23 protein-coding genes are annotated in these 22,357 nt (G+C 58.9%); 10 read left to right on the top strand and 13 right to left on the bottom strand.

All coding sequences use genetic code 11. The features are described 5' to 3' along the window. The first annotated feature begins 312 nt into the window (after nucleotides 1-312). The 3 genes from AC0V6U_RS01990 (at nucleotide 313) to AC0V6U_RS02000 (ending at nucleotide 2,982) form a co-directional block, all read left to right on the top strand. Nucleotides 313-1,929 (top strand): phosphoenolpyruvate carboxykinase, encoded by a 1,617-nt coding sequence (locus tag AC0V6U_RS01990; protein ID WP_472644560.1) that lies wholly within the window; start codon nucleotides 313-315, stop codon nucleotides 1,927-1,929. Between the two features lie 122 nt (nucleotides 1,930-2,051). Beyond that, nucleotides 2,052-2,417: a hypothetical protein gene (locus AC0V6U_RS01995; RefSeq protein WP_472644561.1), complete on the top strand. Its 366-nt coding sequence runs from the start codon at nucleotides 2,052-2,054 to the stop codon at nucleotides 2,415-2,417. Between the two features lie 28 nt (nucleotides 2,418-2,445). Beyond that, complete coding sequence (locus AC0V6U_RS02000; protein WP_472644562.1) at nucleotides 2,446-2,982, top strand: DUF937 domain-containing protein; 537 nt, start codon at nucleotides 2,446-2,448, stop codon at nucleotides 2,980-2,982. Between the two features lie 29 nt (nucleotides 2,983-3,011). Here the strand turns inward: AC0V6U_RS02000 and AC0V6U_RS02005 are convergent, their stop codons facing one another. The 8 genes from AC0V6U_RS02005 to AC0V6U_RS02040 form a co-directional block, all read right to left on the bottom strand. Then, nucleotides 3,012-4,604, bottom strand: a complete 1,593-nt coding sequence (locus AC0V6U_RS02005) for a DUF1570 domain-containing protein (protein WP_472644563.1) — start codon at nucleotides 4,602-4,604, stop codon at nucleotides 3,012-3,014. Between the two features lie 169 nt (nucleotides 4,605-4,773). Further along, nucleotides 4,774-4,989, bottom strand: a complete 216-nt coding sequence (locus tag AC0V6U_RS02010; protein WP_472644564.1) for a hypothetical protein — start codon at nucleotides 4,987-4,989, stop codon at nucleotides 4,774-4,776. 37 nt (nucleotides 4,990-5,026) lie between these two features. Continuing rightward, nucleotides 5,027-6,310 (bottom strand): FAD-dependent oxidoreductase, encoded by a 1,284-nt coding sequence (locus tag AC0V6U_RS02015; protein ID WP_472644565.1) that lies wholly within the window; start codon nucleotides 6,308-6,310, stop codon nucleotides 5,027-5,029. Nucleotides 6,311-6,644: 334 nt separating this feature from the next. Next, nucleotides 6,645-7,634 (bottom strand): acyl-CoA desaturase, encoded by a 990-nt coding sequence (locus AC0V6U_RS02020; RefSeq protein ID WP_472644566.1) that lies wholly within the window; start codon nucleotides 7,632-7,634, stop codon nucleotides 6,645-6,647. Continuing rightward, a complete protein-coding gene (locus AC0V6U_RS02025; protein ID WP_472644567.1) occupies nucleotides 7,624-8,577 on the bottom strand; it encodes a hypothetical protein in 954 nt (317 codons plus the stop codon). The genes AC0V6U_RS02020 and AC0V6U_RS02025 overlap by 11 nt, the downstream gene beginning before the upstream one ends. 11 nt (nucleotides 8,578-8,588) lie before the next feature. Then, nucleotides 8,589-10,448, bottom strand: coding sequence for a DUF885 domain-containing protein (locus AC0V6U_RS02030; protein WP_472644568.1), 1,860 nt, complete (start codon nucleotides 10,446-10,448; stop codon nucleotides 8,589-8,591). A gap of 52 nt (nucleotides 10,449-10,500) precedes the next feature. Beyond that, nucleotides 10,501-10,644 (bottom strand): DUF3597 family protein, encoded by a 144-nt coding sequence (locus tag AC0V6U_RS02035; protein WP_472644569.1) that lies wholly within the window; start codon nucleotides 10,642-10,644, stop codon nucleotides 10,501-10,503. Then, nucleotides 10,583-10,894: a DUF3597 family protein gene (locus AC0V6U_RS02040; RefSeq protein WP_472644570.1), complete on the bottom strand. Its 312-nt coding sequence runs from the start codon at nucleotides 10,892-10,894 to the stop codon at nucleotides 10,583-10,585. Before AC0V6U_RS02040 ends, AC0V6U_RS02035 begins: the two co-directional genes overlap by 62 nt. A gap of 98 nt (nucleotides 10,895-10,992) precedes the next feature. Here AC0V6U_RS02040 and AC0V6U_RS02045 point away from each other — a divergent pair, with 98 nt between their 5' ends. Continuing rightward, on the top strand, nucleotides 10,993-11,214 hold the full coding sequence (locus AC0V6U_RS02045; RefSeq protein WP_486169352.1) for a hypothetical protein: 222 nt from the start codon (nucleotides 10,993-10,995) through the stop codon (nucleotides 11,212-11,214). A 111-nt stretch (nucleotides 11,215-11,325) separates the two neighbouring features. Here the strand turns inward: AC0V6U_RS02045 and AC0V6U_RS02050 are convergent, their stop codons facing one another. Further along, a complete protein-coding gene (locus AC0V6U_RS02050; RefSeq protein WP_472644573.1) occupies nucleotides 11,326-12,018 on the bottom strand; it encodes an energy transducer TonB in 693 nt (230 codons plus the stop codon). 667 nt (nucleotides 12,019-12,685) lie between these two features. Between AC0V6U_RS02050 and AC0V6U_RS02055 the strand changes: the two genes are divergently transcribed. Then, nucleotides 12,686-13,492 (top strand): DUF4303 domain-containing protein, encoded by an 807-nt coding sequence (locus tag AC0V6U_RS02055; protein WP_472644574.1) that lies wholly within the window; start codon nucleotides 12,686-12,688, stop codon nucleotides 13,490-13,492. A gap of 38 nt (nucleotides 13,493-13,530) precedes the next feature. Here AC0V6U_RS02055 and AC0V6U_RS02060 read toward each other — a convergent pair whose 3' ends face one another. Further along, a complete protein-coding gene (locus AC0V6U_RS02060) occupies nucleotides 13,531-13,818 on the bottom strand; it encodes a hypothetical protein (RefSeq protein ID WP_472644575.1) in 288 nt (95 codons plus the stop codon). 157 nt (nucleotides 13,819-13,975) lie between these two features. Next, nucleotides 13,976-14,632 (bottom strand): alpha/beta hydrolase, encoded by a 657-nt coding sequence (locus tag AC0V6U_RS02065; RefSeq protein WP_472644576.1) that lies wholly within the window; start codon nucleotides 14,630-14,632, stop codon nucleotides 13,976-13,978. A 120-nt stretch (nucleotides 14,633-14,752) separates the two neighbouring features. Between AC0V6U_RS02065 and AC0V6U_RS02070 the strand changes: the two genes are divergently transcribed. The 3 genes from AC0V6U_RS02070 to AC0V6U_RS02080 all read left to right on the top strand — a co-directional run bounded on the left by AC0V6U_RS02070 (nucleotide 14,753) and on the right by AC0V6U_RS02080 (nucleotide 17,319). Next, complete coding sequence (locus AC0V6U_RS02070) at nucleotides 14,753-15,799, top strand: cysteine desulfurase family protein (RefSeq protein WP_486169533.1); 1,047 nt, start codon at nucleotides 14,753-14,755, stop codon at nucleotides 15,797-15,799. 114 nt (nucleotides 15,800-15,913) lie between these two features. Continuing rightward, nucleotides 15,914-16,987, top strand: coding sequence for a cysteine desulfurase family protein (locus AC0V6U_RS02075; protein ID WP_472644578.1), 1,074 nt, complete (start codon nucleotides 15,914-15,916; stop codon nucleotides 16,985-16,987). After that, nucleotides 16,987-17,319, top strand: coding sequence for a 2Fe-2S iron-sulfur cluster-binding protein (locus AC0V6U_RS02080; RefSeq protein ID WP_472645684.1), 333 nt, complete (start codon nucleotides 16,987-16,989; stop codon nucleotides 17,317-17,319). The genes AC0V6U_RS02075 and AC0V6U_RS02080 overlap by 1 nt, the downstream gene beginning before the upstream one ends. On the opposite strand, the gene AC0V6U_RS02085 is transcribed toward AC0V6U_RS02080, so the two are convergent. After that, complete coding sequence (locus AC0V6U_RS02085) at nucleotides 17,316-18,257, bottom strand: DUF4349 domain-containing protein (RefSeq protein WP_486169353.1); 942 nt, start codon at nucleotides 18,255-18,257, stop codon at nucleotides 17,316-17,318. The two genes, AC0V6U_RS02080 and AC0V6U_RS02085, sit on opposite strands and share 4 nt — an antisense overlap. Before the next feature lie 223 nt (nucleotides 18,258-18,480). On the opposite strand from AC0V6U_RS02085, the gene AC0V6U_RS02090 reads away from it, so the two are divergent. Continuing rightward, nucleotides 18,481-19,290 (top strand): ion transporter, encoded by an 810-nt coding sequence (locus AC0V6U_RS02090; RefSeq protein ID WP_472644580.1) that lies wholly within the window; start codon nucleotides 18,481-18,483, stop codon nucleotides 19,288-19,290. On the opposite strand, the gene AC0V6U_RS02095 is transcribed toward AC0V6U_RS02090, so the two are convergent. Next, nucleotides 19,287-19,832: a hypothetical protein gene (locus AC0V6U_RS02095; RefSeq protein WP_472644581.1), complete on the bottom strand. Its 546-nt coding sequence runs from the start codon at nucleotides 19,830-19,832 to the stop codon at nucleotides 19,287-19,289. The genes AC0V6U_RS02090 and AC0V6U_RS02095 overlap by 4 nt on opposite strands. Nucleotides 19,833-19,974: 142 nt before the next feature. On the opposite strand from AC0V6U_RS02095, the gene parC reads away from it, so the two are divergent. Continuing rightward, entirely contained in the window at nucleotides 19,975-22,284 is a 2,310-nt protein-coding gene (gene parC, locus AC0V6U_RS02100; RefSeq protein WP_472644582.1) for a DNA topoisomerase IV subunit A, read from the top strand. The last annotated feature ends 73 nt before the right edge of the window (nucleotides 22,285-22,357 follow it).

A 22,357-nucleotide genomic window follows, 5' to 3' on the forward strand; every position in this document is an offset into this window, starting at 1 on the left:
GTTATGTCTCCCAGCCACTTAGTCTGCGCTTGCTTAGGGTGCCTGCGCACTGCGGCGCTCACGCCATGAATAGCCGCATCAAGCGCCATAAACAACGCGGGCGTTTAGAGCGCAAGCGCGGCTTGCACATAAGGCAGTAGATATTGCGCTTGCCGCGTTTGACGAGGCTGCTGCGCGCATCTATGCACACGTATGCATAAACGGACCAGCGCAGGCCACTGGCGCGCCGCAAGACATTGGAAAGCGGTCGCCGGGGAAGCAATGTGTCCGGTTTCATAAATTGCACAACCATAATGGTTCAGGAGAAATGCGTTGACCCCGCTTGCCCACCCTTTGTCATCACAGGGTATTGAAACCTCAGCTGAAATTCACCCTAACCTCGGCACACCAGAACTTGTCGAAGCCTCTATTTCCAGCGGCGAAGGCGCCCTGTCGAAGGACGGCGCATTGGTTGTGAAAACCGGCGCACACACCGGGCGCAGCGCGAAAGACAAGTTCATCGTGCGCGATTCTGTGACCGAGGACACGGTCTGGTGGGGCAAGGTCAATGCCTCGATGACGTCAGAGCATTTTGCTGCTCTCAAACAAGATTTCCTCACTGCCCTTGGCGACAAAGAAACCCTCTACGTCGCGGATCTGTTTGGCGGATCGCAAGCGGAGCACCGCGTCAATGTGCGCGTGATCAACGAGCTTGCCTGGCACAATCTGTTTATCCGCACTCTGCTGGTGCGTCCCAACACCGATGAGCTGGCCGATTTCGCGCCTGAATACACCATCATTGATCTGCCCAGCTTCCGGGCCGACCCGGCGCGTCATGGCACGCGCGGTGAGACGGTGATTGCGGTCAATCTGTCTGAAAAGCTGATCCTGATAGGCGGGACAAAATATGCCGGCGAGATGAAGAAGAGCGTCTTTGGCATTCTCAACTATCTGCTGCCGACCAAAGGCGTGATGCCGATGCATTGTTCGGCCAATATCGGGCCGGACAACAAGACGGCGGTATTCTTTGGCCTGTCCGGTACCGGCAAAACAACGCTCAGCGCGGACGCTTCGCGCACCCTCATCGGTGACGATGAGCATGGCTGGTCCGACACTGCGGTCTTCAACTTCGAGGGTGGTTGCTATGCGAAGATGATCCGCCTGTCTGAAGAGGCTGAGCCGGAAATCTACGCAACTACCAAGCGTTTCGGCACTGTGCTCGAAAACGTGGTGATGGACGAACAGACCCGCACGCTCGACTTTGACGATAACTCGCTGGCTGAGAACACCCGCGGTGCCTATCCGATTGATTTCATCCCGAACACCAGCGCCGACAATCTCGGTCCAGTGCCCAGCAATGTCGTGATGCTGACAGCGGATGCGTTCGGCGTGCTGCCTCCGATTGCGCGGCTGACACCGGAACAGGCGATGTATCACTTCCTATCGGGCTACACGGCGAAAGTTGCTGGCACTGAGATCGGCGTGACCGAGCCTGAGGCAACCTTCAGCACTTGTTTTGGCGCGCCGTTCATGCCGCGTCACCCGAGCGTCTATGGCAATCTGCTGAAAGAACGCATCGCCAAGGGCGGCGTGCAATGCTGGCTGCTCAACACCGGTTGGACCGGCGGCAAGTACGGCGTTGGCAACCGGATGCCGATCAAGGCGACACGCGCGCTGCTCAATGCGGCGCTCAACGGTGATCTCGACAATGTCGAATATCGCCGCGACGACAATTTTGGCTTTGATGTGCCGGTCCACGTGCCAGTGCTAGCCGAGGCGGGGATCGATCAAACGATCCTCAACCCGCGTGAGACTTGGGCTGACAAGCGCGAATATGATGCAACGGCTCACAAGCTGGTGCAGCTGTTCATCGACAATTTCGCGGAATTCGAGGCGCATGTCGATGAAGGCGTGAGACAGGCCGCACCGGATGCACCGGTCGCCGCATAACAAAATTTTACAGTTGGAGAGGAGGGCCCCGCCCGGCGAGACAGCCGGAGCGGGGCCTTTTCATTTGTGGTCTTTGCGCGCAGACTGAGGCAATCAAGAATCACCAAAGAAGGATCAATAATATGAGCATTCTCGACAGCATTATGCAGCAAGTTTCGGGCTCACCAGACACGGTTGCGAGCCTCGCTGAAAAGGTTGGAATTGATCCTGCTATGGCTGAAAAAGCTGTTGCCGCTCTGGGTCAGTCGCACCCGGAAGAGGGCGATACGGTGGAACTCGCCGCAGAGAAAACGGGCATCGACAGCGGTATGCTCGGCTCAATCATGGAGCAAATGGGCGGTGAAGGCGCATTGGGCGACCTTTCCTCTAAATTGCAGGGCGGCGAAGGCGGCCTCGCAGGGCTCGCCTCGATGCTTGACCGTGATGGCGACGGTAACCCGATCAATGACGTGATGGGCATGGCCAAAGGTCTGTTCGGCAAGAAGTAATCACGGCATTTGATCGAAGGGAACGGACATGAGTTTAGGCCAAATTTTGCAGCAAACCGGCGCGATTTCATCCATGGCGCGAGAGCTGGGCATTGATGAGGGCACGGCCAAGACCGCCGCTGGCGCTTTGCTCCCGGCGATTGTCGCTGGGATGGGGCGTAGTGCAACCGGCGGCACGTCCACCCCTGACCCAATGGGCGGGCTAGGCGGACTGGCTGGCGCTATTTTGGGCGGCGGCTCAGGCGGCGGCGGTGGTTTGGGAGGCGGCCTGCTCGATGCAGTGCTGGGCACTCAGGCCACGCCGGTCAATCAAGGCAATGATATCCTTGGCAACATCTTTGGTAGCAAGGATGTGAGCCGTTCGGTCGCGGGCGAAGTCGCCTCGATGACCGGGATTGACGAGGGCATTTTGAAGAAAATGCTGCCGATCCTTGCAATGGCCGCTGCTGGCTATATGGCGAAACAAGCAACCGGCGGCACTGCTGCCCCGGCTGGCGGATCATCAGGTGGCGGAGCGCTGGGAGGCATCCTGGGCTCGATCGTGACTGGAATGATGAGCCGCTAACTCAGGGCTTATAGTGGAGCAGGGGAGGCCTACTCGTCTGCTCCACCATCACTATCATCATCACCTGGTACCGCTGGAACGCTGACCTGAGCAACGGGCGCGGTTACCGCCAAATCGCGGCCGGTGATCACTGTGCCTTCCTCGGTTTTGTCGAGCAGCGCGATGATGTTCTTGACGCGCTCTGCCTGATTGCCGCCATGCGGATCACTGGCTAGAGGCTGCAGCGAGTTTTTTGCGATCGCAATTTTGCCTTCCTGCATTTGCATCATCGCAGCTTGCATCCACAGCCCCTTATCAAATGGAGCGAGCTCTGCTGCGCGTTCCAGCGCATGCTTGGCGTTTTCGGGCGGTTCGACCCCGCGCTGAGCATAGCTGCGATAATAGTAGATCAGCGGCATTGGGTGATCGTTCTCAATTTTGTTGAGCAGCGAGAATGGCTTCATCGCCAGATCAATCGCGGCCTTCTCATCCTCTGCATCGCGCGCCATCCGAAACAGGGCATAGCCTTTTTGCACATAGGGATTGGTGCGCGCTGGATCGATCGCAATGGCTGCATCGGCGGCGGCAATGGCTTCGGCATCATTGCCTGCATCATATTCCGCCTCGGCGAGAGCTGAAAGAACGCCGGCATCATCAGGGTATTTCGACGCAACCTCTCGGGCATCAACGAGCACTTCTGCGGCTGTCTCTTCGTCGACGCCGCGCTGCGATCGGATGCGAATTGGCATCATTTCCGCTTCACCCTTAGGTAGCTTGCGCAGGGTGACATCGCCTATTGGGAGCTTTTCTGGTGCAAGGCCAAGGCCTGGCATCCGTTTTCGCAGATAGGATCTCAGTTCTTTTTCAAGCTGATCCAAATCACCAAAGGCCTTCTTCCCTGCCTCTAGTGAGGATAGGCCCGCAAGCACTTCTGCTTGGTATTTGCTGAGCTGACCCTGCCGGTCTTCGTTGAAGGTAAGGTAATGGTAGAGCAGCCAGCTGCGTCCGTAGAACGCGTCATAGCCTTTGCCGCGATTGCTCTCGTAAAGCTCATGATCAAGTAGCTCGTAAATGCTTACATCAGCAGAGTTGAACAGTTCATTGGCGCGGTGCTGTGCCGGAAGCCCAATTTGAATGCCGCCTTTACTTGGGAAGGATGCTGACGCGAAAAACTCGGCCGCGCCTTCACCAAGCCAGCGCGGCATGCCGAAGCGCGATTGTGAGATCAGGAAGTGGTGCGCGTATTCGTGAAGCAGGATGATCGTCGAGAAGTCCGGATAGCCACTTTTATGGCGAATATCCTGCACAAATGCCCGGCTTGCGCCTGCTCTTGGGCGATAGAATCCCGCTACATAGCGGCTCTTTCTGCCCGATAGCTTGCGCACGTCTCTTTGACTGCCAACGACGAAGATCACCACTCTGTTGGAGGGGCTGGGCTTCTCGACTTTCCGCCCGGTGAGCAATTCCATCGCCGCGTGGAAACGCTCGAGGTTTTGCGCGTAGCGGCGAATGTCTTTCTCGCTGTCATCGGCGTAAATCACGAAATGATCACTCGATGCTTCGTACCAATCGGCACGCGCAGGAGCGGCGCCTAGCAATGCGAATGTCAGTAAAAGAGATACGAATAGACGCGCGAATACCATTGTGATTGCCCCGTTAGTGCGACCGAGCACTTCAGAAGTGCTCTTGGCCCAAGCATAACGGCATTTATTTGGGTTTCTAGGGGCTTTGTTTAGCTTTCTAGACCGTCGAGATAGCTCCATATTTGCGAGACTACGACGGACCCTTCGCCCACGGCGCTAGCGACGCGTTTTACCGATCCGGCGCGCACATCACCCACGGCAAAGACGCCGTCTGTGCCCGTTTCGAAGGGGAGGGGCGGCCAACGTCTGCTCCGGTCAGTACGAAGCCGCGCTCGTCCGTATCGACATGGCCGGAAAGCCAGGCGGTGTTGGGCGCTGCGCCGATCATGATGAAGAGCGCGCGGGTTTCCTGCCGGGTTTCGCCATCAGGCGCCTTGAACGTCACCGCCTCCAAGCGGTCTTCTCCATGAAGCTCGGTGACGCTAGTGTTGTAGTGGATTGTGACCCGCGGATCCGCCTCTAGCCAAGCTTGAGAGGTAGCTCGACATGCTGGCCGCAAGACTGCCTGAGCGCACGACCAGATGCACATGCGCTGCGCTGCGCGAGAGGTACATTGCCGCTTGCCCAGCGGAGTTGCCGCCGCCGATCACGACGGCTTCGGTCTTCTTGCAAAAGCGCGCTTCCATCTCGGTTGCGGCGTAGAACACGCCTGCGCCCTCCAGCTCCTCGAGCCGGTCCAAGGGCAGGCGGCTGTACTGCACACCGGTGCTGACGAGCACAGCACGCGCGCAGATCTCATCGCCATCATCCAGAACCGCGCAGAACGAGCCATCGTTGCGCCGCTCCAGCTTCTCAACCCGGCGCGGCATCGCAAACCGCGTGCCAAACTTCAGCGCCTGGATTTGCCCGCGATAGGTCAGGTCCGTCCCGCTGATGCCGGTGGGAAAGCCCATGTAGTTCTCGATCCGGCTCGATGTGCCCGCTTGTCCGCCAATCGCCATGTCTTCGATCAGCAGCGCCTCAATCCCCTCCGCCCCGGCATAGACTGCTGCGGCGACGCCCGCCGGACCGCCGCCGACGATCAGCAGGTCGAAAGTGCGCTTTGAGCAGATGTCGAGGTCCAGGCCGAGGTGCTGGGCGACCTTGCGCGGCGTTGGATCATCCAGCTTTTGGTCTCTGCCCACGATCACGGAGGGCTGATGCCCGCTGAGGTCGCAGACATGTGCGGTTTCCTCGTCAGAGGCGTCCATATCGTAGCTTTGGAACGGGATGCGATTGCGCGAGAGGAAGCCCTCGACCTTTTGCACCGCCGGATCGCGGTCTGCGCCGATCACTTTGACAGAGCTGTTTTTCAGCTCGAACTGCCGCTGCCTGCGCGCTGCGAAGACGGTGATGATGTGATCCGACAACTCCGGCACCCGGCTCATCAGCTCCAGCATCGCCTCGCGCGGGGCCTCGATCACTCGGGTTTCCTTGGCGGCCCGCATTGGCAAGACCCAATTGCCGCCATTCATGAAGGCAATCTCGCCCATGAACTGCGTCGGCCCTAAGCTGTGCTCGAACATCCGCTCCCGGGTGTAGGCGTCGATCACTTCGATCTCGCCGTCGAGCACATAGGTGAAGGTGTCCATTGGCTCGCCAACTTCGGCGAAGATGTGCCCCTTGGGATAGGTCCGTTCTGTCCCGATCTCGCAGATCGCGTCGACATGCGCATCGGCCAGCGGCACACGCCGCAGGGTCTCAAGGTCTTGTCCTAGCTGTTCCATGCGCGCTTCTCCTGAACTGGCAATGCTACAACATGGTGTCGCGGGAGTGAGGCTGCAATCCACCGGGCAGCCTGACCGGGCCCTCGGTTCGTCGTGTGCCATGCACGCTTGGAACAGTTGGAACAGTGTTCAGGGCCGAAAAACCAATCGATCACAGCGGCGCCCAATGATCGCTTTTTCCGATCATAATCGGGACGCGAGCCCGCCCGTGTGAACCAGCAGAACGCGTACAGAGTTGAAAGGTCAAACCGAAGCATCATACCGAACTACCCCAAACGCTCTAGGTAGGAAAATCAGGCTCACGAGCGCTCACGGCCCACCGCCGCGCGAGAGCTTATGCTTCAGTCTTCGCAGGCTTGGAAAGCGAGGCCTGCCCTGGCGAAGCAATCGACAGCGCGCGCTCTGACACGGGCGAAATACCGGGCCGTGGAGGAAGGTTCGCGGGCAGCTTTATGTCCCACGCCAGGCCCAGCTTTTCGAGCAGTCGGATAAACTGGAACCCAAGATCGATCTGCCCCGGATACAGCCCATGCGCCGCCGAACGCGGGAAGGCGTGGTGATTGCAGTGCCAGCTTTCCCCCATGGTCGGGATCGCCAGGATCGGCACATTGTGCGCCTGCAAGGCAGCATCGTCCAAATGCCAATCTTGCGGCCCGCGCGTGTGCGCCAAATAGGAAATGTACCAATGCATCGAAACACAGGCGGCCACTCTCACGATCACGCCCCACACCACCCATGACCATCCGCCCATGGCATACAGCGCGATGGCGAGCGGGATCTGATGCAGCATCCATGTGCGCTGAAGGAATGCGTAGAACCGGTCACCGGCAATCTCCGGCCCGGGATCAAAGCCCGGCGGGTGATCCAGGATCAGCTTGAAATTGAGGTAGGTAAACCCCTCTATCGCCATTGGTTTGCCGTGCCGCAGAAACCAGTGGCAATCCTCCTCGCGCTGGGCCCAATCGCGCATATCGTGCAGGCCGATGGTCCAGACCGGGCCGCCCATGCCCACCAACGTGCCGAAATAGACCATCACGCGCTCCAGCCATTTGGGGCATTCAAAACTGCGATGGATCAGGCGGCGGTGAAAGCCGACCGAATGGCCCGCGCAGAGTGTTACTGCCGAAAGCACCAGGAAAATGGCAAAGCCGCTCCAAGAGAAAAACAGCGGGCCGAGCACCAATGCGCCCAGAATAAATCCGGTGTTCCAGATGGATCGGGCCGGGTCCCAGACCACACGGCCTTTGCCGGGATCGGCCTGCTCCAAATTGGTCAGCGAATTGACTTTAAACGCCGCGCTGCCGCTTTGCAGATCACTGCCCATCGGCGACTTCCTCCACCGGATGCCTCAGGATGATGTCTGACAGGAACAGGCGCGCACTTTCTTTGGCGGCGAGTTGCTGCATCGGGCCAAAATACCACGCCGGGTCGAGCAGCCGGTCATAGCGAATGGTTAGAGCCACACGGGTGCCGCCATCCGCCTTTGGCGTGAAGCGAATATCAGTGCCATCGATATCCATATAATTGCCAAGATAGCTGTCATTGCGGGTGATTTTCGTGCGAATATGATCAGCGCTGACTTTGTCGATGCGAACATGCATTTCGCCCTGATGGGTGTTGGTGAACAGCCAGCGTTTGTAAGTGAAATGCAGTGTGTGCATATCGCCCGGCGCCAGGCTGCCCGCCTGAATGCTGTCGGGCATGGGGAACAGTTCCAGGAACCAATGCCGGTCGCTTTCAAAACTGATCGGCTGAGCCATATTGGCTTGCAGTTCGGCGACGCTAAGCGGGGTGTCCGCAACCAAAGTGGCGGTCGCCGGACGCGGCACCGTGGTTGCCGAAAATAGACCTTCGCTGACCAGCATTAGGACCAGCACGGGAATGGCCGCGACCTTGAACGTGTTGGTCAGATCGCTGCTGCCTTGGTCATCCAGGCTTTTGTCTCTCGCCAGCCAAGAGAAGAAAAAGCCAATTGTTGCAAAGCCATAGTAGATCGGCATGAACATCAGGACGCAGATGAAGCCTTCAAACAGCAACACCGAGGTTGCCAGAAAGACGATCGTCATAATCCGCATATGGTTGAGATAGCGGTAGCGATATCGGGTGCTCTCGCTCGATTTGGTCAGGAATGCGAGCGCAACCGAGATGACGAACGGGACCAGAATGTAGACTAAGGTCGTGGTGCCAAATTGGCTATCCAGCAGAAAGCGCAAGGTCAGGGTCGAGACCCCGATCACCACTAGCAGAACCTTCCAGGAAATCCCCATTCGGTGCCTCCTTACGCCTTCGCTCCCGCGATATAGCGGTCGACATTCTTGGCCACCACATCGAGCGGCGCATTGCCGCCCAGAATCACCGCGGTGTTGAACGCTTTGAAGTCATAGGCCTCGCCCAGCTCAGCCTCTGCCCGCGCGCGTTGGCGCACGATTTCGCTGTGGCCAATCTTGTAGCTGCAGGCTTGGCCCGGCCAGCTGCAATAGCGGTCGACTTCGCCTACGACCTCTTCAAACTTGCTGCCATTGCGTTCGACAAAGAACTGGCGGGCAGAATCGCGGCTCCAGCGTTTGGAGTGCAGGCCGGTGTCGACCACCAGGCGGCAAGCGCGGAAGGCGAGGCTTTGCAAATAGCCAAGCCGCCCGACTTTAAAGTCGTCATAGGCGCCAAGCTCATCGGCGAGCTGTTCGCCGTAGAGCGCCCAGCCTTCGCTGAACGCGCCAAACGCGAGGATCGAGCGGATCAGCGGCAGGCGGTTGGAATATTCACCCTCCCAAACATGGCCCGGGATCGCCTCGTGATAGGTGAGGTCAGCAAGATCATATTTGCGGTGCAAATCGGTGGTGCGCAGATTGATCCAGAACCGGCCCGGAATGCTGCCATCCTTGCTGCCCGCGCCGCCATAGGCGCCGGGCGCGCCGGGCTCTTCATTAATGGGGATGCGGCGGACCTCCATATTGGGATCGACCAGCTCGTTAAAGGCGCGCGGCATTTGCGCTTTGATCCATTCGATGCGTTCATCGATGAAGGCGAAGATTTCTTCGCGGCCCGGATCGCCCTCAGCAAATTTATAGCGCGGGTCTTGGCTGAGCGCCTGCATACGCTCGCCCACGGTGCCCCGCGTAAAGCCGATTTCTTTGAGGATCGGGTCCATCTGGCCGTGGAGCTCGGCGAGTTCTTCCAAGCCCTGCTCATGGATTTCATCGGGCGATAGCGAGGTCGTGGTAGAGGCGCTGGTGGCCCAGGCGTAATATTCCTCGCCCTGCGGCTGGCTCCACATGCCGGGGTCGCTATCCGCCTCGGCGCGCTGGGTTTTGAGCTCTTTCAGCTGGCGATCAAGCGCGGCGGCGATGTCGCCGGTGACAATGGCTTTGGCGCGGTCCATCGCATCGGCAGATAGGCTCGCTTTCTCAAGATTGGCGGCCAGATCGCCGGTGTATGCGGTGCCGTCGGCAGCTGCAGCGAGGCTCGATTCCATCTGCCCAATGGCTTTGTCGAGCAGGAAGTCTGGCGGCACCACGCCCATGGCGCGGGCCTCTTGCATGCGCTCAATCTCGCCATCGAGAACCGCCGGGATTTCGCTCAGGCGGCTGAGGTAATATTCAACGTCCTGCGCATTGCTCAGCGGCTGGCTGGAGCCCATGGCGCGCGGCATGTCGATATAGGCGCCGACGTTTTGGATCACCACGTAAGGCGCGTTGCGCCAGCTGCCGACGGCGACATCGCCGTAGGGGAGGGCGAAGCCTTCGAGCGCCTTGGCGAAAGCGCTTTCGACGACCTCGAAACTGGTAAGTTGATCAGGTGTCAGCCCGTCCTTGGGATAGTCCCTCGCGCCCTCACGCAGGCGCTCCAAAGTAGCGGCATAATCAGCCCGGCCTTGCAGACCCGGCGTGCCAAAGGTGCCGCGCCATGCGGCATAATCGCCGGTGTCCACGCCAAGCCCGGTTGCGCGGCCAGGCTCATGGGCGAGCATCTCGTAGCCGATTTTCTCCAGCGCTGCGTCAGGCTCCAGCGCGGCAAATTCGCCGCCGCTCGGCGCGCCAATGCCCAGCTGTTTGCACGCTGGCAGCAGCGCCAATGCAGAAACGCCGCCAAGCCCGCTAAGGGCCTGACGGCGCGTGATGTTCATGTTTGAATTGGTCATGCGGGCGGTGTTACCGCGCGGCAGGCCGCTGTCAATCTGAACGATGGGTCAATTAGTCGAGAAATTCAGCTGGCACGGTGCCGCCGTTTTTGGCGAGCTCCTGCATGGTTTTCTTATGCAGCCAGATGTTTTCCTCAGCCGTACCGGAATAGTCGGTATCGCCGAGCTCGCCTAGCCAATTCCTTGCGGTTGCCAAAGCTGGGGTCGACCCCGATCAGCTTCATCAGATCAACGATCGATGTGCGCCAGTTGAGCTTGTCTGCGCCGTCCATCGCGTCGAGCTTTGCTGCAACGTCGACTTCGCTGATGCCCGCAGGCTTCGCATTGGCTGCGGCAGCAACCGCAGCGGCTGCTCCGGCGGCGGCACCAGCGGCGGCGGCTGGTGATTTCTTCTCGTCTTCGTCCTTGCCGAAGATTGCGCCTTTGATTGAACTGAAAATACCCATTTTGTCCTCCTATTATGTTTATGCGGGGTTGGACGTGGAATATTCCAACTCTGCGACAATTGCACTATGCCGCGAACCACAACCAGAGGCAATCGAACATGGACCTTGTGCTTTCAATTGTAATGCTGGCCGCGTTCGCCCTGATCATCGGAGCGGTGTTCCTGTGGCGGCGGACGGGCGCGATAAAGCAGCCAGCGCTGATGGTGCTGCTGGCGGCGATTGCGATTGGCAATGTGCTAATCTGGACGCTGCCCGATGCGAGCGGCAATTCGCCGATTGAGCAGGTGGGGGCTGCCGGAGCAGAGGTGCTTGATAATTAAACGGCCTTCGCCGCCCCGCACCCTCCACCCTTCCACCCGGAGCAGTTTCGGATACCATCCGGGTTGAAGGGTGGAGGGCGCGGAGTGGTCTAGGTCCTCAGTAAGCAAGCCTTAATTCGGCAATTGCCAGTTGATTGAGCTGGTGTAGATCCCGGCCGTCGGCGCGCCGCTTGCATCCATCGCAGGGTCAAACCGCGCGCGCTTCGCGATCAGCGAGCACGTTGCGCTGTCGAGCGCGCTGTGCCCAGTGGACCGCGTGATCGAGCAATTGGTGACCCGGCCCGAGGTGCTGACCTCAAGGCTGAAGCTTGCTTTGCCGGAATAGCCGCGGCGGATCCAGGACGAGCGGTAGTCATTGTCCGTAACCCAGCGCGAGGCATCATTGGCAGGCTTCGCCGCAATCGGGTCGAAGGTCGGCACGCTCGGCGTGACCCCGCCTAAGTCATTGCCAAAATCAGGTCCCGGGATCGGGCCGAGGTTGATGTCACCGCCAATCGGCGGCAGCTCACCCGTGGTGTTCACAAGTGGACCTGTGGTCGGGATAGGGTTGGGAATTGGAGGGGTATAGATTTCCGGCAGAGTTGGGCTCGTCTTGGGCGAGGCATCCGGTTCTGCAGTCGGCTCAGGCGGGGGAGGCGGGAGGGTCGGCGTTATCGTGACCGCTTCGAAATCATCAGGTTGCGTTGGTATGACCGCTTTCACCGCCAGCCCGATGACCAGCAGGCCAGCGAAGGCGGCGGGGATGCCGATTGCCCCAAGGATTGCGACCGGTTGGCCCGCTTGTTTTTGTGTGACGTAACTCATTACAAGGCTCCTCTCTTCAAGGAGCGGTCACCTTGAGCGTTTGCTCGCACATAGGCGCCGCTCTGGAGTCATGTTACAACATTACATTTACATGACAAGAACTTTCGAGTTGCGTTTCAGGACTTTATTGTTTGCGCACCCCATCCGGGGTGCGATTTCCTCGCTCACACGATCATAGATCGCGTCGCTGCGGGCGCGCGGTCGCGCTTGCGGTCGGCGGAAGCGCCGACCGTGCTCCGCGTCTCAACAGGCTAGTTTTTGCAAAGACTCTTGATACTGGCCGGGAATGGTTCGGCGAGCGACCAGCGAGCCGCAAGCCCACGCGTGCGTCGCGCCTTATGGCGCGGAAACCACGCGAACGGATGTGAGCACCCGGCGTCTGAGGGCGTAACAAAAAACCGCGAGGATTTCGCAGCACGGATGTGCTGCGGACAACCAAGAAACGATCAAGTGTGCTGAATTCAATCATGCAGGCGCATCTGTCGAAGCGGCGCCGACTCCGTATTTTCCTCTGTGACCGCTCTTGCTCTTTGAGCTGGCGAAAGCCGACCTTCGGCTCACGACCCAATTGCGGACGTTCGACGGATACGGCCATTCGGTACCGCCTAGCCTTCATCGGCGAGTTCTCATAGTAGCATAGCGTTGACCGTTTTGGGGTGCGCATTGAATGCTGAACATACTTCGGAGAATCTTCAAGAAAGACAAAGGGACCGGAACGGTGGGACCAACCAACTGGGCAGTTCTTGCCAAGTCCGTTGGACTTGAAGAAGCTGAATTCATTGAAATTAGGCAAAATGAAAGTGCCGTCTGGCTCGCTCGCGGTAAGCCTTTCACGATGGGAGAAACGGAACTCAAGGAGTTTCAGGACACCGCCGAAGCAAGTACTTTCCTGGATCAGACTATTTCGAACAATCAGAGCAAGGGATTTTCACTCCTGCATGCTGGCTGCTCCATTCCAGGAAGCCTTGACTTCGATTTTCTTGAAGAGGCAATCTACAATGGCGCAAGGGAGGCTTACCAGCAGATTTGCAGGGAAAATTCAGAAGAGAGCGTGAACGGCTTTGCGTTGTTCACCGACTACGATGGAATGACGATCTGTCCCGCCGCCATGGCAGAAACGACCTTTGATGACTCGGACGAAGATGCTCCGTACTATCGAACCAATCCGAGTGAATGGCCTTACACTACAGACGCCGGGTTGCTGCTTGCGTATCGGATTATTCTAGTCGCCGCTTACGAGCATGCCGAGATTCCGTTCGAAGCTGAGATTCCAAATTACTTCGACAATTTTTTTGAATCCTGCACCAAGGCGCTGGAAAGACTGGACCGAGAACGTCACTTTGGAAGCGGTGAGCAGCGTGAGAAGTTCCTGCTACTATTTGGAGTTTCTGATGGTGGACCAACAAAGGCAACAGTAGGACGTCTCAATCCTGCATCTATCTATCAGAAGTATAAACACTGCTTCGATGATTAGGCCGGAATGTATGTCCGCTACCACCCATATTTGCAGCCTTAATCGTTCAGTGTTTCTCCAACAACAAGCTCTTTTGCAAGCCTTTCACGGGCCGCACTAAGTATTTCAAGGTAGTCGGTCTGAAATGGTTCGCTTAGCGTTGCCTTCAGTTTTTCATCAATTTGGCTCAAGACAACCAATTCGGCTGGGCTTTGGAAGCAGTCAGCAGACGGAGTAGGCTGGGGGTGATCGTCAATCCAGCGAGATAGCAATTCAAAAAGCACTAAAGCCTGATCCCTCTCAAGCTCCAGCTTTGTTACACCAGACCGTCCGCCTATTCCAAACATCACTACCCCGCTTTTCTAATCCGAGAATAGACAAGGCGGGTGCGCAAACAAGATGTCCGCTTTGACCTGCAAAGACGGTCATCCTGTCTGTCCGACGAGTCATCCGAAACCAGACGCATGGCTCAACCTGGCTTGGATCAGCAAGCGATCCGAAAAACTACTTAATCGGACAATCCGGCGACAGGCGGAAGTCGAGATAATTGTCGACCGAGGCCATCAGATCGTCGGTCTCGTTCTCGAAGAAGTGGTTTGCGCGCGGGATCTCTTCGTGGTGGATCGTGATGTGCTTTTGCGTGCGCAGCTTATCGACCAGCTTCTGCACCGCGCTTGGCTGAACCACCGTATCGGCGGCGCCTTGTACAAAGATGCCGCTGGCCGGGCATGGGGCCAGGAACGAAAAGTCATACATATTCGCTGGCGGCGCGACAGAGATGAACCCGCGAACCTCTGGGCGGCGCATCAGCAATTGCATGCCGATCAGCGCGCCAAAGGAATAGCCCGCCACCCAAGTCGTCTGTGCCTCTGGGTGGATCGATTGCACCCAATCCAGCGCGCTCGCCGCATCGGACAATTCGCCAATGCCGCTGTCAAAGCTGCCCTGGCTGCGGCCGACGCCGCGAAAGTTAAAGCGTAGGGTCGCAAAGCCGCGATCGACGAAGGTCTTGTACATCCGCTGCACAATCCGGTCGTTCATGGTGCCGCCGCCCTCTGGGTGCGGATGCAGGATCATCGCAACAGGAGCGCGCGGACGCGGTGGCGGGGAAAAACGACCTTCGAGACGGCCTTCTGGACCGGGAAAGATGACTGATGGCATCGGAAACCTTGTGAAATAATATGTGCGCGTATCACCGGCTGGTGCATGCGAAGACGCGGCCTATATAGGAAAAGATGCAAGAATCGCAATTTTTTGTGAGGGGTTCTCATTAAGACACGCATTTATCTCGATCATGCGGCCACGACGCCGCTGAGGCCAGAGGCGCGCGCAGCGATGGAAGAGGGGTTTGCGATTTGGGCAAATCCATCCTCTCCGCATGGTGAAGGTCGCAAGGCGAAGGCCGCGCTGGAGGATGCGCGGGAGCGGATTAAGCGTGCGCTAAACTGGGACGGAGAACTGATCTTCACCAGCGGCGCGAGCGAGGCGGCGGAATTGGCTTTCACTCATACAAATGTGATGGAAGAATTTGTGAGCGCCGTTGAGCACGATGCGATCCATTGCTTCACCGAATACGAAGCGGCTGAAGTGCTGCCGATTACTGACGGTGGCTCGGTAGATCTCGCCAGGCTTGGTCGCCGACCCGGCCTTTCGGATGCAGAGAAAGAGGCCAGAGAGAAGCGGTTTTTGGTCGCTGTGCAACAGGTAAATTCTGAGACGGGCAGCATTCAAGATTTTGCCTCAATGACCTCTCTGATCCGCCAAAACTCCGATTTACTGCTTGTCGATTGCGCACAATCTGCGGGCAAGATCGCCGTGCCAGATTGCGATATGGCGATCATCTCGGCGCATAAGTTTGGGGGGCCGATTGGGATTGGTGCCCTGTTGGTCAGAGACTACGGGATGCTTCGGCCGAGAGGCGGCCATGAAAGAGGGTATCGGCGCGGCACCGAAAACGTGCCCGGCGCGCTGGGCATGGCGGCGGCTTTGGAAGCAGGCGATTGGCAGACGACTGCGGCGCAGCGGCAGAGCTTTGCAGAGCGGCTGGGCGAAGGCGTGCTGACGATTGGCGATCAGGCGGATTATATCTTCGCCGTGACCCATCCCAGCATGAGCGCGCAGGCCCTTCTCATTCGGCTCGATGCCATGGGCTTTGCGGTGTCTGCGGGCAGCGCGTGTTCCTCTGGCACGCTCAAGAAAAGCCGCGTGCTGGATGCGTTTGGTGTTTCCGATGAAGTTGCCGCGCGGACTATTCGGGTTAGTCTGGGGTGGAGCACGACAGCGGAGGAATTGGACGCGTTTGCTGAGGCTTGGAGCAGCCTTGCTTAAAGAAACCCGCCCGTGCTGAGCTTGTCGAAGCACTGCACTTTTCTTCTTCGATGGAAGAAAAACAAGAACAGCCCTTCGACAAGCTCAGGGCGAGCGGATAGAGGGGGCAAAGCAATGATCTACCTCGATTACCAAGCCACGACCCCGCTAGCGCCCGAAGCGCGCGATGCCATGCTGCGCTGGCTCGATGGGCCGGACGGCACCGGCTTTGGTAATCCGCATTCGCCGCATCGGATGGGCCGTCAGGCAGCTGCCGCGATTGAGCTGGCGCGTGATCGGGTTGCGGCCTTGTTTCCCGCTGGCGGCAAAGTGATCTTCACCAGCGGGGCGACCGAGGCGCTCAATCTCGCGATCCGGGGCACGGTTGGCGATGGCACAGTGGCGTTCTCCGCGATTGAGCATTCCGCCGTTGGCGACACCGCCAAGGCGGCGGGCGCGCATCATTTGCTGAACGTGGATGATCAGGGTCTGTGCGATCCCTCCCAAGACCTGCCCGAGGACACGCGCATGATCGCCGTGATGCAGGTCAATAATGAGATCGGTACGGTGCAGCCGACATTGGAATGGCACCGCCGCGCGAAGCAAGCGAACGCGCTGTTTCTGGTCGATGCCGTGCAGGCATATGGCAAAATCGAGGTGACCGGCGCGGATATGATCGCGATCAGCGCGCATAAGTTTCACGGGCCGAAGGGCGTGGGCGCATTGTGGGTGCGGGACGGCGTGGACCTGGGCGAAGTGCAGACCGGCGGCGGGCAGGAACATGGCATCCGCTCCGGCACTTTGGCCCCAGCTCTGATCGCGGGTATGGGCGCCGCCGCGCAGCTCGCAGCCGAGCGGGCGGCCGAGGACGCGCAGCATATCGAGACGCTATGGGCCCGGGCGCGGGAGCTGTTTTCCGATTGGACCGTGAACGGCAGCGAAGAGGCGCGCTGGCATGGCAATCTTAATATCCGAAGGGAGGGCTTAGATGTTGCCCGGCTGATGTCCGATTGCCGCATGATCATGTTCAGCGCGGGTTCCGCCTGCGCCAGCGGATCGGGACGGCCCAGCCATGTGCTAAAAGCCATTGGCCTCAGCGACAAACAGGCGAAATCCTCAATCAGGCTCGGCTTTGGCCGCTATACAACGATGGACCAGATAGAAGCGGCGGCACAGGCCATCAATGCGGCCGCTAAGGAGCAGCTGTGATGGGGGTGAAAGTCCACTTTACCGATGCCAAGGGCGCAGCCGTTGAGGCCGAAGGGGAAGCGGGTGACAGCCTGCTGAAGGTGGGCCAAGCGCATGGCCTGCCGCTGGAGGGAACATGCGAGGGGCAGATGGCGTGCTCAACCTGCCATGTGATCGTCGCCGCCGAATGGTTTGATCGGCTGGAGCAGGCGAGCGAAGAAGAAGAGGATATGCTCGACTTTGCCGTCGGCGTGCGCCGCACCAGCCGCCTGTCCTGCCAGATTGAGCTGACCGAAGCGCTGGACGGGCTGGCGGTGACCATCCCGTCCGAAGCGCATGATATGTCGGCTTAGGCCTCTGCAGCGGCGGGTGCTTCGCGGCGGCCGATCGCCCAGCTGTTGATCCGCATCGCGAGCCATATGAGCATTCCGATGGGCAGCACCACTGCGCCCAGCATCATCAGCCAAGCAATGACCGTGCCCATGATCCCGCCGACATTGCCGAATGCCTCGCCAATTGGCTTAGAGAAATTGCCGCCCACGGGGGTGGAGGATTCGTAATCCAGCGTCATCCGGCTGAAGGCGACACGTCCGCGCATTTCGGTGAGCCAGCTGCGCGCCTGATCGATCTCTTCGTTCACTTGAGCCACGCCGCGTTCCGCCTCGACCAATTCCGCGACAGTGCCGCGCCGGGTGCGCAGGGTTTCTAGCAAGCGGTCGCGCAAGACCGTGCGGGCTCTAAGGCGCGCCTCGGTGTCGACCATCTGTTTTGACAGGTCTTCGCCATTGATTGCGACTTTGGTTGACTCGGCCTCGCTTTCGGTCGCCGCGCCGCTCAGCTCAGAGCCAAAGCCGCGCGCAATGTCAGACCGGATTGCGAGCTCCAGTCTGCCGCTGCCAATGCCGTCGGCCACATTTGCGCCTTGCATGGACAAAATGCGGCAGGCGCCCGCGCCCTTGGCCTCGCACATATCGGCGTGGCGTTGTTGCAGGGGCACGATCTTTTCGCCCGGCAAGCTAAAACCATACCTGTACGTGTAAGCGATTTTGGGCAGCAGGCCGGGGGTCTCTAGCGCAGGGACAGGGGCCGCTTCGTCACCAACGGCTGCGTCGCTCGCCGCTTGGTCTGCGCCCGCTTCTTCTGCGGCGATTATGCTGGTCGGCGCGGCCGCTTCTGCCTCGGCGTAGTCCACGCTTGCGGTCTCGCCATCATAGGTTTCGCTGCACGCGGCCAGCGCCATGCTGGCTGCGCCAAGGCTCAAAATCACTCCAAGTTTTTTATCGAATCGCATTGTCACTTTCATGATCACTCTCCTGAAAAAGAGGCGAATTGTGGCGGGGTGCCTCATTTGCGCCTAAGTTTCGCCATAATTGTGCCACATTTCAGTTTCGTTGCAAGCCCCTTCTTTTTCTGAGCATGGCTTGCTGCCCCTTCTGGCGAGGTGGGAATTGCGGTGTTAAGGGAGCGGCCAAGGTCACTATTTCATTGCCTTAATCACCGTTGGAGTATCTGAAATGACGCTGCGAGAGCGCGCCCAGAATTTGGTCGAATCCGGCTCTTTTGAGCGCGTCATCATTGCCGTCATCGTGATCAATGCGATCGGTTTGGGGATGGAGACATCGCCCTGGGTCATGTCGAAAGTGGGCGGGGCCGTGCACATGCTCGACACGATCGCGCTGACGATTTTCGTAATCGAATTGCTGATCAAGCTCTTCGCCTACCGCTTTGCCTTTTTCAAAAACGGCTGGAACGTCTTTGATCTGGTGATCGTCAGCGTCGCGCTCGTCCCGGCGAGCCAGCAATTCTCTGTCCTGCGTGCGCTGCGCATCCTGCGGGCGCTGCGCCTGATTTCGGTCGTGCCCAGCATGCGGCGCGTGATCGTCGGCCTGTTTAAGGCGATCCCCAGCATCGGCACGGTCATCGTCATGCTGCTGCTGCTGTTCTACATCAGCGCGGTGATGGCGACGAAGCTGTTCGGCGAGAGCTTCCCAGAATGGTTTGGAACGCTTGGCGCCTCGCTCTATTCGCTGTTCCAGATCATGACGCTGGAAAGCTGGTCAATGGGCATCGTGCGCCCGGTGATGGAGGAATATCCCTACGCCTGGGCGTTCTTCGTGCCGTTCATTTTGATGACGAGCTTTATCGTCCTCAACCTGTTCATCGGTGTGATCGTGAACGCAATGTCAGAGGCAACAGAAGAAGACGCGCACGGCGAACGCGAGGAAATCCTGATCCAATTGCGCGCCTTGCGAGAGGACATGGCGGCGCTGAGCGCTCAGCGATCTGCTGGGGCTGAGCGGCCAATCCCACCGCGAGTGGATTAGTCCTCCACGATTGTTTCGCGGTACTCCACGCCTGCTTCTTGTATCGTCGACGCAAGCCACGACAGCGAAACCCCAGAATAGGATTGAAGCTGTAGCGGATAACGGTCGTGAAAATGCACCCAATATTCTCGCAGATCCGTCTGTTCGTAGCGTTCAACTGTGCGAAATTCGATTGAGCTTATCTCGCTGAGCTCGGCGCGAAATCCGATTTCTTCGCCATGGGCATGGTTTGGCACGTCCCAGGTGAGATGGCCGTTCGCGAGCTTGAAATGCCAATGGCCAGTTTGCCCGAGGCTCCTGACGCCAAACAACGCCTCTTTGAGCAGCCCAAAGATACCAGCCCCCACCATAATGAGCCCGACAAACGCCCATCCATCCCACATTTTGAGAGTGCCCGGCATAAAGCTCCAATCGGGGTGCTCGGGAAGCAGGTAACGCCCGAGTAGGATGAGGCCAATCGAGAACGTGCATGCAATGGCCAGCCGCACCGCAGCACGGCGTCTGGCCGATACGCGCACGTCAAATATGGGTCCATCACTCATGGGCTGGCTTGCCGCTCCTTCGAATATGCTCCGGCCATAGCGGTCAAAAGTTATCAAAATGGCGGATAAAGCGCTTATTTGGCGCTAGTTCTTGTGGATAGACGCTCCCTAGGGCGCGCCATGCTTGCTAGATGGTTGGTGTATGGCTGACACCAAAGACACGACCACCGGCGATCTGCCAGAAGATCCGTTTGATGCAATCGTCGATGCGCCGTTCGATAGCGCGCTCGAGGAACGCTATCTCGTATATGCTCTGTCGACGATCACGGCGCGGTCTTTGCCGGATCTGCGCGATGGCCTGAAACCGGTTCATCGGCGCCTGCTGTGGACCATGCGTCAGCTAAAGCTGGACCCCAGCAATACGTTCAAGAAATCCGCCCGCGTCGTGGGCGAGGTGATCGGTAAATATCACCCGCATGGCGACACCGCCGCCTATGATGCGATGGTGCGGCTCGCTCAGGATTTCTCGCTGCGCTATCCGCTGGTTGAGGGGCAAGGCAATTTCGGCAATGTCGATGGCGATAATGCCGCCGCCTATCGTTACACCGAGGCGCGCCTGACCAAGACCGCGATGCAGTTGATGCAGGGTCTGGACGAGGGCACGGTTGATTTCATCCCGACCTACAATGGTGAGGAAGAAGAGCCGGAATTGATGCCCGGCCTGTTCCCCAATCTGCTGGCCAATGGGGCGAGCGGGATTGCGGTGGGCATGGCGACCAATATTCCATCGCACAATGTCGCCGAAGTGATCGATGCCACGCTGGAGCTGATCGACAATCCGCATGTCGAGCATGAGCGGCTGATGGAGCTGTTCCAGGGTCCAGACTTTGCCACCGGCGGGCAGGTGGTCGACAGCCGTGAGGCGATCAGCGAGGCCTATGCGACGGGGCGCGGCAGCTTCCGCCTGCGCGGCCGGTTCTATGCCGAGGAGGCTGAGAAGGCCGAAGACCGCGATGCCGGGATTGAGCGGCTGGGCGGCGGGCAATGGCAGCTGGTCATTTCAGAAATTCCCTATCAGGTCGCCAAGGGCAAGCTGATCGAACAGATCGCTCAGGCGATTGCCGATAAGAAGCTGCCGATCCTTGAGGATGTGCGCGATGAAAGCGACGAGCAGATCCGCATCGTTCTGGTCCCGCGCAGCCGCAATGTGGACCCGGAACTGCTTAAGGAATCCCTCTTTAAGCTGACCGATCTTGAGACCCGATTTGGCCTCAATCTGAACGTGTTGGATGCCACTCGCACCCCGATGGTGATGGGCCTTAAAGAGCTGCTGGAAAACTGGACGCGGGCGCAGATCGATATCTTGCAACGCCGCGCTCAGCACCGGCTGGATAAGATCGCCGCTCGGTTGGAGCTGGTCGAGGGCTATATCACCGCCTTCCTCAATCTCGACCGCGTGATTGAGATCATCCGTACCGAGGACGAGCCCAAGCCGGTGATGATCGCCGAGTTCAAGCTCAATGATCGTCAGGCCGAGGCGATCCTCAACATGCGCCTGCGGTCCTTGCGCAAGCTGGAAGAAATGCAGCTGCGTGATGAGAAGACTGCGCTGCTTGAGGAGCAAGACGGGCTTGAGAAACTGCTCGCCTCGCCAGCGCGCCAGCGGACCCTGCTGAAGAAAGAGCTGCGCGCGCTGCGCAAGGAATATGGCGAAGACACGCCGCTCGGCAAGCGCCGCACCCGGATCGAAGAAGCGGCCCCGGCGGTCGAGTTTTCGATGGATGCGATGATCGAGAAAGAGCCGGTGACGATCATCCTGTCGCAAAAGGGCTGGATCCGCGCGGCGAAGGGCCATGTCGATCTGGCGCAAGAGTTCAAATATAAAGAGGGCGATGCGCTCGCCTACATCCTGCACGCGCAGACGACCGACAAACTGCTGATCGCGGCGGAAAACGGGCGGTTCTACACGCTGGGCTGTGACAAATTGCCGGGCGCGCGCGGCTTTGGCGAGCCGGTGCGCACGATGATCGATCTGGAATCGGACACCAATATCGCGAAAATGCTGGTGCATAAGGAAGGTGGCCGTCTGCTGCTCGCCTCCAGCATCGGCAAGGGCTTCGTTGCGGAAACCTCTGAGCTGCTGGCGGAGACCAAGAAGGGCAAGCAGGTCGTCAACCTGAAGGGCAATGCGCAGCTCCAAGTGATGCGCGAAATCGCGCCGGAGCACGATCACGTTGCCTGTGTCGGCGACAATCGCAAGCTGGTGGTCTTCAACCTAGAAGAGATGCCGGTGATGGCGCGCGGGCAGGGCGTGATGCTTCAGCGGTACCGCGACGGCGGGCTGTCCGATGCGATCACCTTTGTATTGGGCGAAGGCCTAAGCTGGCAAATGGGCGGATCGGGCGAGCGGACCCGGACGGAGACGGATATCCACCTATGGAAGGTCGCGCGCGGCGGGGCCGGACGGATGCCGCCGCAGGGCTTCCCTAAGAGCAATAATTTCGGGGGTTAGGGGGAGATTCCTCTCTATCCCGTTCGCCCTGAGCTTGTCGAAGGGCTGCTCTTCTTCTTTCAACTGTACGAAT

The organism is Erythrobacter sp. W36, from assembly GCF_057364935.1.